Below are 16,532 nucleotides of genomic sequence, written 5' to 3' on the forward strand. Positions count from 1 at the left end.
ATTAACAAAACTGGATGGTGGAAAATGAAAGATATTAGTTTTAGGTTTTCTAAATCTTTTTCCAGACTTCAAAATAAAATATTTTATAATTACGGTTTTTTTGATGAACCAATTGTTGAGATATATGATGATTATATTATTTTTAAAGGGAATGCTGTGAGAAGCGTTCCGTTATTTTTTATTGTTTTGCCAGATAAGATTATACTTACTGATAGGATAAATAAAAATTATAAAGTTTCTTTAAATAATGATTTTTTAGATGAATTAAGGCATTTTAAATATATTCTCGGAAATGATACTATCTGGAATAATGTTTATCAATTATTGCCAGGTCAGGTATTAAAAGTCTGGAAATCAGGTGAATACGAATTATTTACTGATTATGTTTTTAGAAATGAAAATAAGGTCAAAAAAACTCCGAAAGAATTAATAGAGATATTATATAAAATCTTTGAAAGTTTTTTTAACAGAATTGAATCTGATAAGAAAATACTGATTCCTCTCAGTGGCGGTTTTGATTCAAGAATAATTGCTTTTATGATAAAAGAATTTGGATTTGAAAATAGAGCTTTTGCTTTTTGTTATGGTCAAAAAAATGCTGAAGAGGTTAATGTAAGTAAAAATGTAGCAAAAAGATTGGGATTAGACTGGTATTTTATTGAATATAATGAACAGTTTATAAATGATATTATATTTAGTGATCTTTTCAATAAATATATAGACTTTTATAAAGCTTTTGGAGTAACTCCGCATATTCAGGATCTTTTCTCTCTTGTCTGGTTAAAAGATAATGGATTATTAAATAGCGGTGATGTAGTTATTCCAGGACATTCTGGAGATTTTTTAGCTGGAAGTAGATTGGTATATACAAAGAATATTAATAGTTTATCTTCTTTGAAAAAGGCGATTTTAGGTTATCATGTACAGATTTTTAGAATAAAGAAAGATGTAAAGATTCATCTGGAAAATCGAATTGATGAAATTCATAAAAATTTCGATATGGGTTATTCAGATATTTTTGAGATTTTTGACTGGCAAGAACGTCAATCAAAGTATATTGCTAATTCTGTTAGAAATTATGAATTTTTTGATTTAAACTGGTTTTTGCCTTTATGGGAAAAATCTTTATTTGATTTTTTTTCTTCTCTTGATAATTCACAACGCTTTCATGAAAAGTTATATCGCGAATCTTTAAATTTGCTTTTCACAAAATATGATATTGATATTAAAACAAGTGATACAGGAACGTCAAAAAGTAGAGAGACACTAAAAAAATTTGTTTCCCCGGAAATGATTATTTTTGCAAAAAGAATTGAAGCCATTTTAAAGAATAAAGGGAATAAACATAATTTATACGGAAATTTTGATTTTGGAAAAATTGAAAATAGTGAAAATAGATATATTGAAATAGTTGGGCATATAACAGAATTATTGATTAATTCTTTAAGAAGGGAAGAATAAATATGAATTTAGTTTTTGGCGGAGATTTTTGCCCACAAAATATAATTAATATTGATAGAAATATAATAGAAATGACTAATAATTCCGATGGAATGGTTATTAATCTTGAAGGTTATATTTCAAAGAATTGTGATACAAAAAATACTCTTTGTATCCCGGAAGAAGTAATAAAAGAGTTAATAGAAAAATTGAATATAAAATATGTTTCTTTAGCTAATAATCACTCTATGGATAATGGAGAAGAAGGATTTAAATATACAATTAAGGTTTTAAATGATTGTGAAGTAAAGATTTTTGGTACAAAGGAAACTCCTTTTATTGAATTAGACGATGTTTTTATTTATTCTGCTGTTTGGGAGAAAACAGGTGTAAATAATAAACATTTAAATGTCTTGAAAAAAAATGAATTTTTAAATTTAACCTTTCCTGAGGACAAATTTGTTATTTTCTTTCCACATTGGGGCATTGATCTTGAAAATCTTCCTTTACCATGGCAATATGAATTTGCTTTGAGTTTCCACAAAAAATATAATGGAATTATTATTGGTCATCATTCACATGTACTACATCCTGTTTTGAAATATAGAAACAAATATTCTTTTTTTTCTATTGGTAATTTTTATATGCCTTTTAATAATATTACGTATTATTATCCTGATTTTACAAGAGATAGTATTCTTGTATTATTCGAAGATAATAAAATTGATTATGTAAATACTCAATATAATGAAAATCTAATAAAATTATCTGAAAAAAAGGATCTGACATATCTGGATAATATTGATAAAAAAGATTATATTACTTTTTTTAATAATAATCGAAGAAAAAAACATTATCCTAATTATGAGAATCCTATAACGGATTTTTTTAAGGAAAATATGCTAAAATTAATAGGAAGATTTATTAATTCAAAAATTGGTACAATGTTATGGAAATGGGTGAAAAAGAAATGAATCAGATAATTGTTGTTGGATATATGCATAAGTTTAAAGATAAAAGAGTATGGAAAACTGTAGAAATATTGTCTAAAGAATTTTTTGTTCATTATGTTTTTTGGGAGGATAAACCTTTTAAATATGAAGAGATAAAAAATGTTAAATTATATCCACTAAAATATAATTATGATAAAAATAATCAAATAAAGGATATTTTTAATAGAATTGAATATGAAAAAAATATTTGTAAAACGGTTAAGAGAATTTTCACTAAGAATAATATAAAATATTTGTATATACATCATTTTGGATATTTTAAACCTTTTTGTCTATATAAAATCGCAAAAGCAAAGAATATAAAAGTAATTACAGATTTTCATGAATATGTCGCTGAAGAATATATGTTTAGCTTGAGGAATAAATTGCCGATTATACCCCTTATCGGTAAATTTATTGATAAAAAGATAATTGAATATTCAGATAAAGGTATTTTCGTAAGCAACGGAATTGCTGAACATGCAAAGAATATAAAATCAAATTTAAAAATACAGATTATTCCAAATTATGCAACAAATAGTGTAAATACATTTTCTCAAAAACAAAAAAAGATTGTTTTTGTTGGTGGTAACGCTAAGAGAATGAAAAAAGAATTAGAAATTTTGAAAGAATTAAATAATCAAGGTTTTGAAATTGAGAGTATTGGAGTTAATTTAAATGAGAAGTTTATAAATTATATTCCATTTTTACAATATGAAGATATGTTAAAAAAACTTTCTGAAAGTGCATTTTCAATTGTATCTTATAGTCCTTATGATCAAAAAGGAAATCTATTAAAAAATTATGTATATTCCATGCCAAATAAATTTTTCGATTCTATAGCAGCCAATACTCCAGTTATAATACGGGAAGAATTTTTAGAAATGAAAAATTTTGTGGATAAATTCGGTGTTGGTATTGTAATTAATCCAGATAATTTAAGAGAATCTACTGAAAAAATAATATCTGCATATGAAAAATACGATCAATTAATAGAAAATATCAAAAAACATAAAAGTGGATTTGTATGGAATATGGAAAAGGAAAAAACATTTATTGATTTTGTGGTTTCTTAATTGGGGGGGAAATTATGGAAGAAAAAAAAGTTTCAATTATAATTCCTGTTTTAAACGAAGAAAAACATATAGAAAAATGTATTGATTCATTGATTAATAATGATTATGAAAATAAGGAAATTATTGTTGTTGATGGAATGAGTGAGGATAGAACTCGTGATATTTTAAGAAAATATGAGAATATCAGGATTATTGATAATCCTGATAAGACAACTCCTATTGCTTTAAATATTGGTTTGAAAAATGCAACTGGTGATTATATAATGATTGCCGGAGCACATACCACTTATTCTAAAAATTATATTTCAGCCTGTGTTAGACGACTTGATGAAGATAAATGTGATGTTGCTGGAGGAAAGATGGTAACTATTCAGGGAAAAGATACACCTGTAGCGAAAGCTATTTCTATAGTTTTATCTCATCCGTTTGGAATTGGAGGGGCAAAGTATAGATTGGAAAGCGATAAAGAAGAATATGTTGATACTGTTGCATACGGTGTTTATAAGCGAGAAGTTTTTGAAAAATTGGGAGGTTTTGTTGAAAAGCTCAGAAGAAATCAGGATATTGAGATGAATTTAAGAATTAAAAATGCAGGATTCAGGATAATGCTGATTCCTGAAGCAGAAGCTTATTATTATGCTAGAGATAATTTTAAGGATTTGTGGAAGAATAATTTTAATAATGGGTTATGGGTAATTTTAAGTACTCATTATGCAAGAAAGGCTTTTTCTTTAAGACATCTTGTGCCTTTGTTTTTTGTGTTATTTTTGGTTTTAGGTGGTGTTTTTTCTATTTTTTATCCTATTGTGAGAATTCCTTATTTTTCAATTTTAGGGCTTTATTTGATTTTGAGTTTGTATTTTTCTTTTGATATTTCGAGAAAGAATAAGGATTTTAAGTTGTTTTTCCCAACGTTATTTTCTTTCTGGACTTTACATGTTTCATATGGTTTAGGTTCATTATATGGATTATTTATTATATTATGAAAAAAGCTCCCTTTTTGGGAGCTTTTGTTTTAATCTTCATATCCATTTGGATTTTTCTTTTGCCAATTCCATGAGTCTTTACACATGTCGTATAAATCTTTTTCTGCTTTCCAGCCTAATTCTTTTAATGCTTTTGTTGGGTCTGCATATATTTTATCTACATCTCCAGGTCTTCTATCAACTATTTCATATGGAATTTTAACCCCACTTGCTTTTTCAAATGCTTTTACTACATCTAAAACGCTATATCCTGTTCCTGTTCCGAGGTTATATATTTTTACTCCTGTGGTTTCCATTATTTTTTCAAGTGCTTTTATATGTCCTTTTACTAAATCCACAACATGGATATAATCTCTTACGCCTGTACCGTCATGTGTATCGTAATCATTTCCAAATACATATAATTTTTCTCTTTTTCCAACGGCAACTTGAGTGATATATGGCATTAAATTGTTTGGTATTCCGTTTGGATCTTCACCAATCATTCCGCTTTCATGTGCACCTATTGGGTTGAAGTATCTTAATAATGATATGCTCCAATTTTTGTCTGAGATATATAAATCTTTTAATATTTCTTCTATGAATAATTTTGTTCTTCCATATGGATTTGTTGCTCCAGTTGGAAAATCTTCTGTTATTGGAACTTTATGCGGGTTTCCATATACTGTTGCTGATGAGCTGAATACTATTTTTTTTACATTTTTTTCTTTCATTACTTCTAAGAGATTAAGAGTGCCTGTGATGTTATTGTGATAATATAATAATGGTTTTTCCACTGATTCGCCAACTGCTTTTAAACCTGCAAAATGTATAACCGCTTCTATTTCATTTTCGTCGAAAATTTCTTTTATTTTATTTTTGTCCAATAAATCTGCTTCATAGAATTTGAAATCTTTTCCTGTTATTTCTTTTATTCTTTTTAAAACTGCAGGTTTGCTATTTGAAAAATTATCCAGTACAATTATTTCATATCCGGCATTTAAGAATTCAACACATGCATGACTTCCTATATATCCAGTTCCGCCTGTTATGAGTATTGACATTTTTTCACTCTCCTTTTTAATTTTTCAATATATTATATCATAATTTTATTTTTCCCGGGTAAATTATGGTATAATTATAATTGAATTTGTAACAAAGGGGGAGATGGATTTGGCGTTTAAGAAGCATGATGGTTTTAGTCTTTATGAGGTTTTAATTGTACTTGCTGTTATTGCTATTATTGGCGCTTTTTCTGTTCCAATGGTTAATAATATTATTAACAAAGCAAAATTTACTAAAATTATTAATGATATGAAGGTGATTCAGAACTCAATTATTCAATATTATTATGATAATGATTCTTTTCCTGATAATATAGATACGCTGGTTGATAATGATTATATTGAATCTTCGCCTGAAAATGTTTCTTTTAAAACTTTAAATAATGTTGTTTTTGTTTATTATACTGAACAAATTTCAAATCCAGATAATCTCGAAAAACTGGATACAACTTTAAATTGGAATTCGAATACAGAGTATTTTTCTTCTTTAAATGAAGAACCGGATAATAATTCCAGAATTCCTGTATTAAGAATGGCTTTTTAATAATGAAATGGAGTTGAATAATTTTGAGAAGACGACGAAAAACCAGTACAAAGGAAAAGATTATAAAATCTGCAAGGAAGCTTTTTTCTGAAAAATGGTATGATACTGTCTCTGTTGCTGAAATTTGTAGAAATGCCCGGGTTTCAAATGGGGTATATTATAATTATTTTAGAGATAAGAAAACACTTTTTGAGTTTTTTTTAAATGAGCTTATTGAAAAAATGGAGGTTGAACTTTCTCAGATTAGTGGTAATTCCAAAAAAGATAAGATTTCTTCTTTTATAGACATCGTTTTCAAACTTTCTGCAAAGGATACAGAATTGGTTACTATTTTCCGTGAGGGACAGTATAAATTTCCTGAGTATGAAAAAAAATTAAAGAATATTTATATTAATACTCTTTCTAATATTTTGGAAAGGGATATTTCTGATGTTGAATATATTTTTATTGTTGGTGGATTAAGATTTTTAAGCGTTATGGCTGCTTATAACTGGTTTAATATTAATAAGGAGTCATTTAAAGATATTGTTTTTAATGGGATTTTTGATGAACGAATTAATAGAAAGGAAAGAATTTTTAATGTTAAGTTTATAAATGAACGTTCGAAAAAACTGGACTCAAAGGAAAGAATTGTTGAAGCTGGAATAGAATTATTTGGAACTTATGGTTTTCACAATGTAAATGTTTATGATATTACTAAACTCGCTGGTTTTGCAGTTGGTACTTTTTATATTTATTTTGATAGCAAGGAAACTTTTTTACGAGAGATTGTTAGAAACATCAGTCATGAGACAAGAAAGTTTATTAGTAGAAATCTTTCTGTTTCTTTGAATAGATTGGAACAGGAATTACAGGGAACTTATTTATTTTTGAAATTTTTTGAAAGAAATAAAAATTATTATGAAATTGTTAGAGAATCGGAATTTGTGGCAAAGGAAGAGGTTATTAAGTATTATGATGCTTTTAGAAAGGGTTATTTAAAAAATCTATCAAGTGTTAAACTTGAGGATAAGGAAACAATAGCTTTAACGCTTATGGGTATTTCTCATTTTATTGGTATTGAATATTTATTCCATCAATCTATTTTAGATATTAATAATTTTCTTATTGAATTGTCCCATTATCTTGAAAATGGATTGAAATTAGAAGGTGATTTAAATGTTCTGGTTCAGGAAAAGGAATAAAGTGAAGGATATTTCCAAAAATCCTTTTTATGATGAAGGAGAATCCCTTGTTATTTATTTTAAATGCAATAATTGTGGAGAGACCTTTAGAAGCTATTTGAGAAAAGGATATGATTTTTCAAATGCTTTTGAAGGTAGAGCAAGATATGAAATTAATAAGGAGTATATTGGCTCTAAATGCAGTGAAAGAATTTATTTGCATGCAGAATTTGATGGTGCATATCGCCTTATTAATTTTGAATTAGTTGGTGGAACGCCTATTACCAGGGATGAGTTCGATAAAAATTAACATTTTATTCTCGAAATTTTTTCTTGCAAAGTAGCATATTTTGTGTTATAATAATTCTCGGAAGTTGTTCCGGCGTAGCTCAACGGTAGAGCGGGTGGCTGTTAACCACTAGGCTGGGGGTTCGAATCCCTCCGCCGGAGCCATAACCAAAAGTCCAGCGAAAGCTGGACTTTTTTGTTATATAATATTTAAAATAAAATCACCACAGCATTTGCTGTGGTGATGATTAAAAGTTATTCTTCCAACATTTCTTTTACAAGTTTATTTGCTTTTTGTGGGTTTGCTTTTCCTTTTGTTTCTTTCATTAATTGTCCAACGAAGAAACCTAATAATTTTGTTTTTCCATTTTTGTATTGTTGAACCTGTTTTGGGTTGTTTTCGATGATTTTTTTGATTATTTCTTTTAATGTTTCGTCATCATCTATTTGTTCAAGTCCCTTTTCTTTTACTATATCTGCTGGTGATTTTCCTGTTTCAAATACGTCTATGAATATTTCTTTTGCTATTTTGGTTGATATTTTTCCGCTATCTATTAATTCTTCTAATTCTTTGAAGTGTTCTGGCGATACTTTTATGTCTTTTAATTCTATGTTGTTTTTGTTCATTTCTCTTAGAAGGTCTGTGATTATGAAATTACTTACAAATTGTGGATTTTTAACGAGTTTAGCACATTTTTCAAAGTAATCTGCAAGTTCTTTGTCTGATGCGAGAATTTCTGCATCGTATTCTTTTATTGTATATTCTTTTATAAATCTTTCTTTCTTTTCGTCTATCATTTCTGGCATTGTTTTTTTAACTTCTTCGATATCTTTTTCTGTAACTATTACAGGTGGAATATCCGGTTCAGGAAAGTATCTGTAATCTGCTTCTTCTTCTTTTGATCTCATTGAGAATGTGGAACGTGTTGCAAAGTTCCAACCTCTGGTTTCCATTGGTACGTTTTTTCCTTCTTCTAAATGCTGAATTATTCTTTCTCTTTCATATTCAAGCGCTTTTTCAACGAATTTAAATGAGTTGATATTTTTTACTTCAACACGATTACTCTGGAATCCTGTTTCTGTATTTGTTATTGATATGTTTGCGTCACATCTTAAAGCACCTTTTTCCATGTCTCCTGTTGAGATTTCTGCATATCTCAATATATTTCTGAGTTTTTCCATGAATAGTCTTGCTTCTTTTGGAGATTCTATATCTGGTTTTGTTACTATTTCTATAAGAGGAATTCCGCTTCTGTTGTAATCAACGAGACTGTATGATGCTGATTCAAGTTTTTCACCTTCATGGAACATTTTTCCTGAATCTTCTTCAAGATGCATTCTTTCTATTCTGATTTTTTTGCCTTCTATTTCTATATATCCATCGTTTGCCAATGGATAGAAATATTGTGTAATCTGATAACCTTTAGGAAGGTCTGGATAGAAATAATTTTTTCTATCAAATCTTGAGTATTCATTTATTTTTGCATTTAATGCTATTGCTGCTTTTATTCCTAATTTTAATGCTTCTTCGTTGAATACAGGAAGAGCACCTGGTTGTCCTGTACATACCGGACATATGTTTGTGTTTGGTTCGCTTTCAAATGCATTGGCGGAACATGAACAGAATGCTTTTGTTTTTGTTAGTAATTGTACGTGTATTTCAAGTCCTATTGTGGTTTTGTATTTGCTCATAATTGCACCTCCGGTAATTCAAGCCTGCCGAATATTTTTTCAAATTTATTTGCTATTTTTAGCATTTTGGCATCTTCTAATGGTTTTGATATTAGATGTATTCCAAATGGTAAATTGTCTATTAATCCTGAAGGAATGCTAATTGCAGGTGCTCCTATCATGTTTGCTGATATTGTAAATAAATCCATTAAATAGTATTCAAGTGGGGATTTTAATTCTCCAATTTTTGGTGGTAGCATCGTTGTTGTTGGGGTTAATACTGCATCGTATTTTTCAAATACTTTTTCAAAGTCATCGTTTAATAGTTTTCTTATTTTTGCTGCTTTTGAGAAGTATGCATCATAATATGCTGAGCTTAATGTAAATGCACCCATGAATATACGTCTTTTTACTTCTATTCCAAAACCTTTATCTCTTGTTTCCATGTATGTGTCTTTTAATGATTCTTTTTCTTCTCTTAATGCAAATCTCATTCCATCATATCTTGAAAGGTTTGAACTTGCTTCTGATGGTGCTATTATGTAATATATTGAAACGGTGTATTTTAAATGTGGAATTTCCACTTCTTCTATTTCGATACCATTTTCTTTTAATCTTTCTATGTTTTCTTTGAATTTTTCAAGTACTTTTGGGTCTATTCCTTCAACTTCAAATACTTCTTTTGGTATTGCTATTTTTATTTTTTCAGGTTCTTTTTCTATTTCTGAGGTTAAATCCCAATTTATATCCAGTGTTGTTGAATCTTTTTCATCTTTTCCTGACATTACTTCTACTACTGTTGCTGCATCTTTTACGTTTGTTGCAAGTACTCCAATTTGATCAAGAGATGAAGCAAATGCTGAAAGGCCATATCTTGATATTGCACCATAGGTTGGTTTATATCCAACAATTCCACAGAATGATGCTGGTTGTCTTACTGAACCTCCTGTGTCTGATCCTATTGCAAATGGTACTATTCCCGCAGCAACAACTGCTGCAGAACCTCCACTTGAACCTCCAGGAATTCTTTCAAGATCCCATGGATTTTTTACAGGTCCAAATGCTGAATTTTCATTTGAACCCCCCATTGCAAATTCATCGAGATTTGTTTTTCCAACGATTTTGAAACCTTCATTTAAGAGTTTTTGTATTGCTGTTGCGGTATATGTTGAATTATAGTTTTCAAGTATTTTTGATGCTGAGGTCATTTTTGTTCCTAATACTTGTATATTGTCTTTTACCATAAACGGTGTGTTGTGATATTTTCCTTCTTTGTTGCCTTCTATTTCTGTAAACTCTAACACTGCATTTATTTTTTCATTTATTTTTTTTGCTTTTTCTGCATCATATTTAAATTCTTTCATCGAAATCCTCCTTTTACATCTCTTTTAATTAAGCTTTTTCTGGATAATTTTTTCTATATCCTTTAGATCAAGCTCGAATATATTTTCTATTATATTTTCTATTGTTTTAGAATCTGATTTTTCGATTTTTGGTAATATTGGTTCCGTTTTATTACCGAATTTTTTCAATAATAATTTTTTAGCTATTTCTCTTCTTTCTTCTTCTTTTCCACGCTGCAATCCTTGTTGTAATCCTTGCTGTAATCCCTCTTTTCTACCTTCTTCTAAACCTTCTATTTTAGCTTTTTCTTTACTTTCTTTTATTGCTTCCTCAACAGTTCTTACAAAATTTTCAAACATATAATTCACCTCCTTAATTTCCTCAAATTCTATATCCGTGTCTATTATCTTTTCTCGTTTTACCAATACTTTTATTATTCCGTTTATGTATTCACCGAATTTCTCTTTTTCATTTTCTGGTAGTTTTTCAAGTACTTCTTTTATTTCTTTTAAGGATTTTGATATTTCCTCTTTATCCAATTTTTCTACAGCTAATAATAAACTTAATGCATTTTTTGCTTTTAATAAGTCTTTTTCTTCTATTTGACTTAAATCTATTATTTCATATTTAAATTGAGGTACATATACGCTAAATTCTTCCCAGTTAATTATTTTTCTCATAAACCAATTTTCTGCTGTCCATCGCCTTTTTCCGTTATAGAATACTACTGGTATTATTGGCGGTAACTTGAAACTTTTCCTTTTAGATTGTTCTTTATTTTCGTTTATATATTTTTTCCATATTCTTACCATATATTCAAGTATTCTAAATTGCATTAAATAATCTACACTTGATTGATGTTCTATTATTAAATATAGAAATAATTCATTTTCTTCATATTTTATTTTAAATAATAAATCGCTTTCTCTATCTCCATACTTTAAATCTGTGAATTTTGTTTTTTCTATTGTTATGTTTTCAGGTTGTATGTCGTAATTTTTTAGCTTTTTTACAAATAGGTTTATAAATTCAACTAACATCTCTTTATCGGAAAATATCTCCTTAAATAGTTGATCATAATATCCCATTTGCATCCCCCTTACTTTATAACTTAATCTCACCACCTTGTGGTTAGGTTAATACCTCCAATTTTTGGTACTAAATCGTATTTTCTTAATATTTCCCTTTTATCTTCTGTTAAATATATTCTTGATATCTGTATTAAATTGCTTTCCATAAACTTGTATGCAGGATATCTTTCGAATACTTCATCAAATCTAAGTATATCACCGTTATAATCAAGAATTGATACATCGCTTGAAAGGAATTCTTTTGGATGCATTAATGATAATTTATATGGCGTATCGATTATAAATAGATTTTCAAAGTTATCGAGTATATACGATAATTCCTGTTTGTCTTCTTTTGGAATATCTGTTTTTATTGTTTTTTCTATATTGGTTTTTAATTGTTTTAGCACATTTTCTGCAACGCTTACGCTTATTACTGAAGGATCTAATCCTGTTGTTGAAAATGGAATTTCTATTAATAACTTCCATAAATCCCTTGATTTTAATCTTTTTACCAGTTCATATGCTTTGGCAACTTTATCTGATTTTTGCATTAATTCAGGGCTTATGCTGAACAATTCATTGTTTTTCTTTTCGTATAATTCTTCATATACCATTTCTATTTCATTTATTATCCTCTGGTCTGTGAGCGATACAAATTTATCAAGGTCTTCTACTCTTGATTTTATATCAAGTATATCATCAGCTAATCGTAATATTTCCTGTATCATTTGATCTGCTGCTCTTGAGGTTTTATGGAAATATACATTTTTGTACATCATAAACCTTGCAAAAAGAACTGTGTAGATGTTGTCTATTATTTTTATGTTATAACACAATTTTTCTTTTCCATTTGAAGTTTTTATTGATGCATTTCTTATTATTCTGTCAAGGTCTCCAGTTCCAAAATCTCTTGTTCCTGCATAATATGAATCTCTTAAAACAAAATCCAGTCTATCTGCTCCTAAAGGTCCCTGAACAATGTTAAATTCTGGACTTCCACCTGTATTTTCTGCTTCAAATAATTCGTTTATCATATTCATTACTTCTTTTAATGCTTCTTTTATTTCTTTTTCATTATCTAAAATTTCTCTTTTTACAGTTAAAGATAAGTCTTTTAGAAAATCTTTTTTGGTTCTTGAATCGTTGAGCTTTTTATATACATTATATGCCTGCTCTATTAATTTTGTGTTTAATATCTTTTTTCTGTATTCATCATGACCATCATCTAATCCCATTCTTTTGTAAATTACGTCATCAAATTGATGACTGTATGGTCCGTGACCAAGGTCATGTACAAGACCTGCAAGTCTTATTATTCTTATTTTCTGGTGATTATCTTCAAATAATTTATTTGCATATAATCCTGCTATATGCATTACTCCTAACGAGTGAGAAAATCTTGTATGTGTTGCGCTTGGATATACATATTCAGCTCCTGCTAATTGACTTAAATATCTTAATCTCTGTACTAAAGGTGTATCAGCTATTACAATTTCAAGTGGATATAAGAATATTTCTGAATATATTGGATCTCTTGAAACTTTAAAATATAATTTTTCCATTTTTTATCACCCCAATATTAATTGTATATCAAAGAATATAAGCCATGCAAATGATATTAATATTAATGCAAGACTTATATACCCTGCTATTTTCCATATTTTATATGATGTATATGTATCTCTTACCGATGTTAACCAACCAAATGTAAATCCTACAAGCAATCCTCCAATATGCGCAAAATTGTTTATTCCAGATGATGTAAATCCAAGAAAAAGGTTTATTAAAATTACCGGTAATAATGCTGTTCCTGTCATTGGTTTAAGCATTGGTGGTGTATCATCTCTAAATCCTGCGCCAAATAATAACCCAATTAAACCAAAAATCGCTCCACTTGCACCTACAGAAAATGAATTTGGAATGAATATTTGTGTAAGTATTCCTCCACCTATTCCTGATGCAAGATATATTGTTAGAAACTTATATGGACCATATACTCTTTCTACTATATTTCCAAGATAATATAATGCGTATAGGTTGAAGGATATATGTAATATTCCACCATGAACAAATAAAGCTGTTATAAATCTAAAGTATTGATGATATATGGTTATTAATTTTCCATATTGTGCTCCAGCAACTATTAAAGTGTATGAATTTGAAAACGCGCCAAATCCTCCTCCAAATACAAACATTAAGACAAATACTACAATATTGAATGTAAAAATCTTTTGTGTTACATCTTTAAATCTGAAAATCCTTTTTATATAATCCATTTTTTACTCCTTTCTATCTTGTATGATACATTGCAGCTGCAGATGCACCAAGAATCCCCGCATCTTCAACTAATGCTGAAGGTAATATTTTAAATGTTCCTCTAAATGATGGCATTATATATAGACTTATTTTTTCTTCTATTGGTTTTATTAATGCATTTCCTGCTTTGCTCATTCCACCACCTATTACTATTAATTCTGGATTGAATATGTGAACATAATTTGCAATTGCTCTTGCCAAAGCATCTGTTACTTTTTCAACTACCAATTTTGCTACGTAATCACCGCTTTTTAATGCTTCAAAAACATGTTTTGATTCTATTTTATCTATTCCACCGGCAAGTTCAACTACTTTGTTTTCAGGTATTTTTACAGAGAATTCTTTTGCCCATCTTGCAGTATTTCTCGCTGAAGCTATTGCTTCTATACATCCTCTTGAACCACAACCACATAATGGTCCATCTGGATCAACTATTACATGTCCCAATTCTGCTCCTATACCATCTCTTCCTGTTATTAATATTCCATGAGAAACTACACCGCCACCAATACCTGTACCAAGAGTTAATGCTACAAAATGTTTCATCCCCTGAGCAGAACCAAAATACCATTCACCAAGAGTAAATGCATTTGCATCATTTTCCACGAATGTTGGAACTTTCACTTTCTCAGAAATATGATGTGCAAGTTCAAAATTGTTGAACGGAAGATTTGGTGAATATCTAACTATTCCGTGATCCCTATCAATTGAACCTGGTGAACCAATTCCTATTGCCTCTATTTTATTTTCTACACCTTCACTTACCATTTTTATTGTTTCAACTATATTTTCAACAACCTTTTCCTGTCCAAGATGTGCTTCTGTTGGTAATGCAACTTTTTTTATTATTCCTTTATCTTTTGAAACAAGTCCTGTTTTTATTTCTGTTCCCCCTAAATCCACTCCAACTATATACATATTTTCTCTCCCCTTTCAAAATTTTTTGATTCAAAATTCTACTGATATTGTATATTAATAATATTATAGTATAATTATATAATAAAGTGGATAAAATTGATTCGATAAGAGGTGATTTTATGAATATCGGCATTATTGTCGCTGCAGGAAAAGGTTCTCGAACAAATTTAACCTTTCCTAAACAATTTTACCAGATTTTAGGTAAAAGTTTGTTAAGAATTGCATTAGAAAAATATGAATATTCGGAATTAATAGACAAAATTATCGTTGTCGCAAATAAAGATTTTCTTGAAGAAACAAAAAAAGAATGTTATGAAATTAACAAAATTTATAGTATAATTAATGGTGGCGAGTCAAGGCAGGAATCTGTTTTTAATGCTTTAAAGTTTATATACAATGAATTTGAATATGATGCTAAAATCGTCTCTATACATGATGCAGCAAGACCATTTGTAAGTACAGAAAAAATAAATGAAAGTATTAGAATCGCTGAAAAATGTGGTTCTGCTGTTTTGGGATTACCTGAAAAAAACTCTGTTTCATATGTGTTAGACAATAATGTGGAAAAAATTCTCGATAGAAATGAAATATATATTCATCAAACACCTCAAACTTTTGATTTTAAGAAATTATATAAGGCATATACAAATTTTGAGAATGAATTAAAGGCTTTTACTGATGATGCAAGTATATTCCACAAAGCTGGAAATACTGTAAGAATAATTCCTGGTGAGGAATATAACATAAAAATAACAACTGAATTTGATATTAAATTTGCAAAATGGTTATTGAAAGAAGGTATAATTAATGGTTAAAATTGGAGCTCATATGAGTACTTCAAAAGGATTTAGAAAAGTACCAGGAGATACAATAAATATTGGCGGAAATACATTTCAAATTTTTTCACACAGTCCAAGAACATGGAAGGTTAAACAACCTGATGAAAAAGATGTTGAAAAATTTAAATATGAAATGATTAAAAATAACATAGCATTTGAAGATGTTTTGGTTCATTCTGGATATTTAATCAATCTTGCTTCTCATAAGGATGAAAATTGGCAAAAATCTATTAATCTTATGATTGAAGAAATAAAGGTTACAGCAAAATTAGGAATTAAATATTTTAATGTTCATCCTGGTTCTCATCTTGGTAAAGGTGATGAATATGGTTATGATAGAATTGCAAAGGCTTTAGATATAATTTTCAATGAAGTAAAGGATCTTGATATTTATATACTTTTAGAAAATGTTGCAAAAAAAGGCGGAAATATTGGCTGGAAGATAGAACAATTGGGAGAAATTATTAATAGAACATCCTTTAAAGATAGAATTGGTATGACTTATGATACATGCCATGGTTTTGATTCTAATTATGATATTAGAAGTAAAGATGGAGTAAGAGCTTTGTTAGATGAAATTGAAAAATATTTAGGTTTAGATAAACTAAAAATGATTCATTTAAATGATTCAAAATTTCCTTTAGGAGCTGGAAAGGATAGACATGAATTTATTGGAAAAGGCGAAATTGGTATAGAAGGATTTAAAACGTTTTTCTCTTTTGAGGAAATTTTAAAAATTCCTATGCATTTAGAAACACCTGGCGATGATCAGGAACATGCTGAGGATATAATCACTGTTAGAAAAATTCTGGAAAACCTATAACGAGGGGAGTGGAAGG

16 protein-coding genes and 1 tRNA gene are annotated in these 16,532 nt (G+C 28.7%); 10 read left to right on the forward strand and 7 right to left on the reverse strand.

All coding sequences use genetic code 11. The features are described from left to right. The first annotated feature begins 24 nt into the window (after positions 1 to 24). From LN42_RS06560 to LN42_RS06575, 4 genes are read left to right on the forward strand one after another with little or no spacing between them, the layout of a single operon-like run. Positions 25 to 1,461, forward strand: a complete 1,437-nt coding sequence (locus tag LN42_RS06560; RefSeq protein ID WP_075780587.1) for an asparagine synthase C-terminal domain-containing protein — start codon at positions 25 to 27, stop codon at positions 1,459 to 1,461. 2 nt (positions 1,462 to 1,463) lie between these two features. Further along, the gene (locus tag LN42_RS06565) at positions 1,464 to 2,414 is read left to right on the forward strand and encodes a CapA family protein (protein ID WP_075780588.1); all 951 of its coding nucleotides are present in this window, start codon (positions 1,464 to 1,466) and stop codon (positions 2,412 to 2,414) included. Continuing rightward, positions 2,411 to 3,508: a hypothetical protein gene (locus tag LN42_RS06570; RefSeq protein ID WP_041638950.1), complete on the forward strand. Its 1,098-nt coding sequence runs from the start codon at positions 2,411 to 2,413 to the stop codon at positions 3,506 to 3,508. Before LN42_RS06565 ends, LN42_RS06570 begins: the two co-directional genes overlap by 4 nt. Positions 3,509 to 3,522: 14 nt before the next feature. Next, positions 3,523 to 4,494 (forward strand): glycosyltransferase family 2 protein, encoded by a 972-nt coding sequence (locus LN42_RS06575; protein WP_075780589.1) that lies wholly within the window; start codon positions 3,523 to 3,525, stop codon positions 4,492 to 4,494. A gap of 29 nt (positions 4,495 to 4,523) precedes the next feature. On the opposite strand, the gene galE is transcribed toward LN42_RS06575, so the two are convergent. Beyond that, a complete protein-coding gene (galE, locus tag LN42_RS06580; RefSeq protein ID WP_075780590.1) occupies positions 4,524 to 5,537 on the reverse strand; it encodes a UDP-glucose 4-epimerase GalE in 1,014 nt (337 codons plus the stop codon). Positions 5,538 to 5,646: 109 nt separating this feature from the next. Here galE and LN42_RS06585 point away from each other — a divergent pair, with 109 nt between their 5' ends. From LN42_RS06585 to LN42_RS06600, 4 genes are all read left to right on the forward strand, one after another. Next, positions 5,647 to 6,081 carry a type II secretion system protein gene (locus LN42_RS06585; RefSeq protein ID WP_075780591.1) on the forward strand — a complete coding sequence of 145 codons (435 nt, stop codon included), beginning with the start codon at positions 5,647 to 5,649 and terminating at the stop codon, positions 6,079 to 6,081. 23 nt (positions 6,082 to 6,104) lie between these two features. Continuing rightward, positions 6,105 to 7,265, forward strand: coding sequence for a TetR/AcrR family transcriptional regulator (locus LN42_RS06590; protein WP_075780592.1), 1,161 nt, complete (start codon positions 6,105 to 6,107; stop codon positions 7,263 to 7,265). Next, positions 7,240 to 7,554 carry a hypothetical protein gene (locus LN42_RS06595; RefSeq protein WP_075780593.1) on the forward strand — a complete coding sequence of 105 codons (315 nt, stop codon included), beginning with the start codon at positions 7,240 to 7,242 and terminating at the stop codon, positions 7,552 to 7,554. The genes LN42_RS06590 and LN42_RS06595 overlap by 26 nt, the downstream gene beginning before the upstream one ends. A gap of 68 nt (positions 7,555 to 7,622) precedes the next feature. Next, positions 7,623 to 7,697, forward strand: a tRNA-Asn gene (locus LN42_RS06600). A gap of 90 nt (positions 7,698 to 7,787) precedes the next feature. Here the strand turns inward: LN42_RS06600 and gatB are convergent. The 6 genes from gatB to LN42_RS06630 are packed head-to-tail and all read right to left on the reverse strand — an operon-like array spanning position 7,788 to position 14,854. After that, positions 7,788 to 9,224, reverse strand: coding sequence for an Asp-tRNA(Asn)/Glu-tRNA(Gln) amidotransferase subunit GatB (gatB, locus tag LN42_RS06605; RefSeq protein ID WP_014296742.1), 1,437 nt, complete (start codon positions 9,222 to 9,224; stop codon positions 7,788 to 7,790). Continuing rightward, positions 9,221 to 10,567 (reverse strand): Asp-tRNA(Asn)/Glu-tRNA(Gln) amidotransferase subunit GatA, encoded by a 1,347-nt coding sequence (gene gatA / locus LN42_RS06610; protein ID WP_075780594.1) that lies wholly within the window; start codon positions 10,565 to 10,567, stop codon positions 9,221 to 9,223. The genes gatB and gatA overlap by 4 nt, the downstream gene beginning before the upstream one ends. 24 nt (positions 10,568 to 10,591) lie before the next feature. After that, on the reverse strand, positions 10,592 to 11,635 hold the full coding sequence (locus LN42_RS06615; protein ID WP_075780595.1) for an Rpn family recombination-promoting nuclease/putative transposase: 1,044 nt from the start codon (positions 11,633 to 11,635) through the stop codon (positions 10,592 to 10,594). 29 nt (positions 11,636 to 11,664) lie between these two features. After that, positions 11,665 to 13,182, reverse strand: coding sequence for an HD domain-containing protein (locus tag LN42_RS06620; protein ID WP_075780596.1), 1,518 nt, complete (start codon positions 13,180 to 13,182; stop codon positions 11,665 to 11,667). A 6-nt stretch (positions 13,183 to 13,188) separates the two neighbouring features. Further along, positions 13,189 to 13,896 carry a rhomboid family intramembrane serine protease gene (locus LN42_RS06625; RefSeq protein WP_075780597.1) on the reverse strand — a complete coding sequence of 236 codons (708 nt, stop codon included), beginning with the start codon at positions 13,894 to 13,896 and terminating at the stop codon, positions 13,189 to 13,191. A 13-nt stretch (positions 13,897 to 13,909) separates the two neighbouring features. Further along, complete coding sequence (locus tag LN42_RS06630; protein ID WP_014296747.1) at positions 13,910 to 14,854, reverse strand: ROK family protein; 945 nt, start codon at positions 14,852 to 14,854, stop codon at positions 13,910 to 13,912. Positions 14,855 to 14,973: 119 nt separating this feature from the next. Between LN42_RS06630 and ispD the strand changes: the two genes are divergently transcribed. Beyond that, the gene (ispD, locus tag LN42_RS06635) at positions 14,974 to 15,669 is read left to right on the forward strand and encodes a 2-C-methyl-D-erythritol 4-phosphate cytidylyltransferase (protein WP_014296748.1); all 696 of its coding nucleotides are present in this window, start codon (positions 14,974 to 14,976) and stop codon (positions 15,667 to 15,669) included. Further along, positions 15,662 to 16,516 carry a deoxyribonuclease IV gene (locus tag LN42_RS06640; protein WP_075780598.1) on the forward strand — a complete coding sequence of 285 codons (855 nt, stop codon included), beginning with the start codon at positions 15,662 to 15,664 and terminating at the stop codon, positions 16,514 to 16,516. The genes ispD and LN42_RS06640 overlap by 8 nt, the downstream gene beginning before the upstream one ends. Positions 16,517 to 16,532 lie beyond the last annotated feature (16 nt).

This window comes from Marinitoga sp. 1137 (assembly GCF_001941525.1).
GTDB classification, from domain to species: domain Bacteria; phylum Thermotogota; class Thermotogae; order Petrotogales; family Petrotogaceae; genus Marinitoga; species Marinitoga piezophila.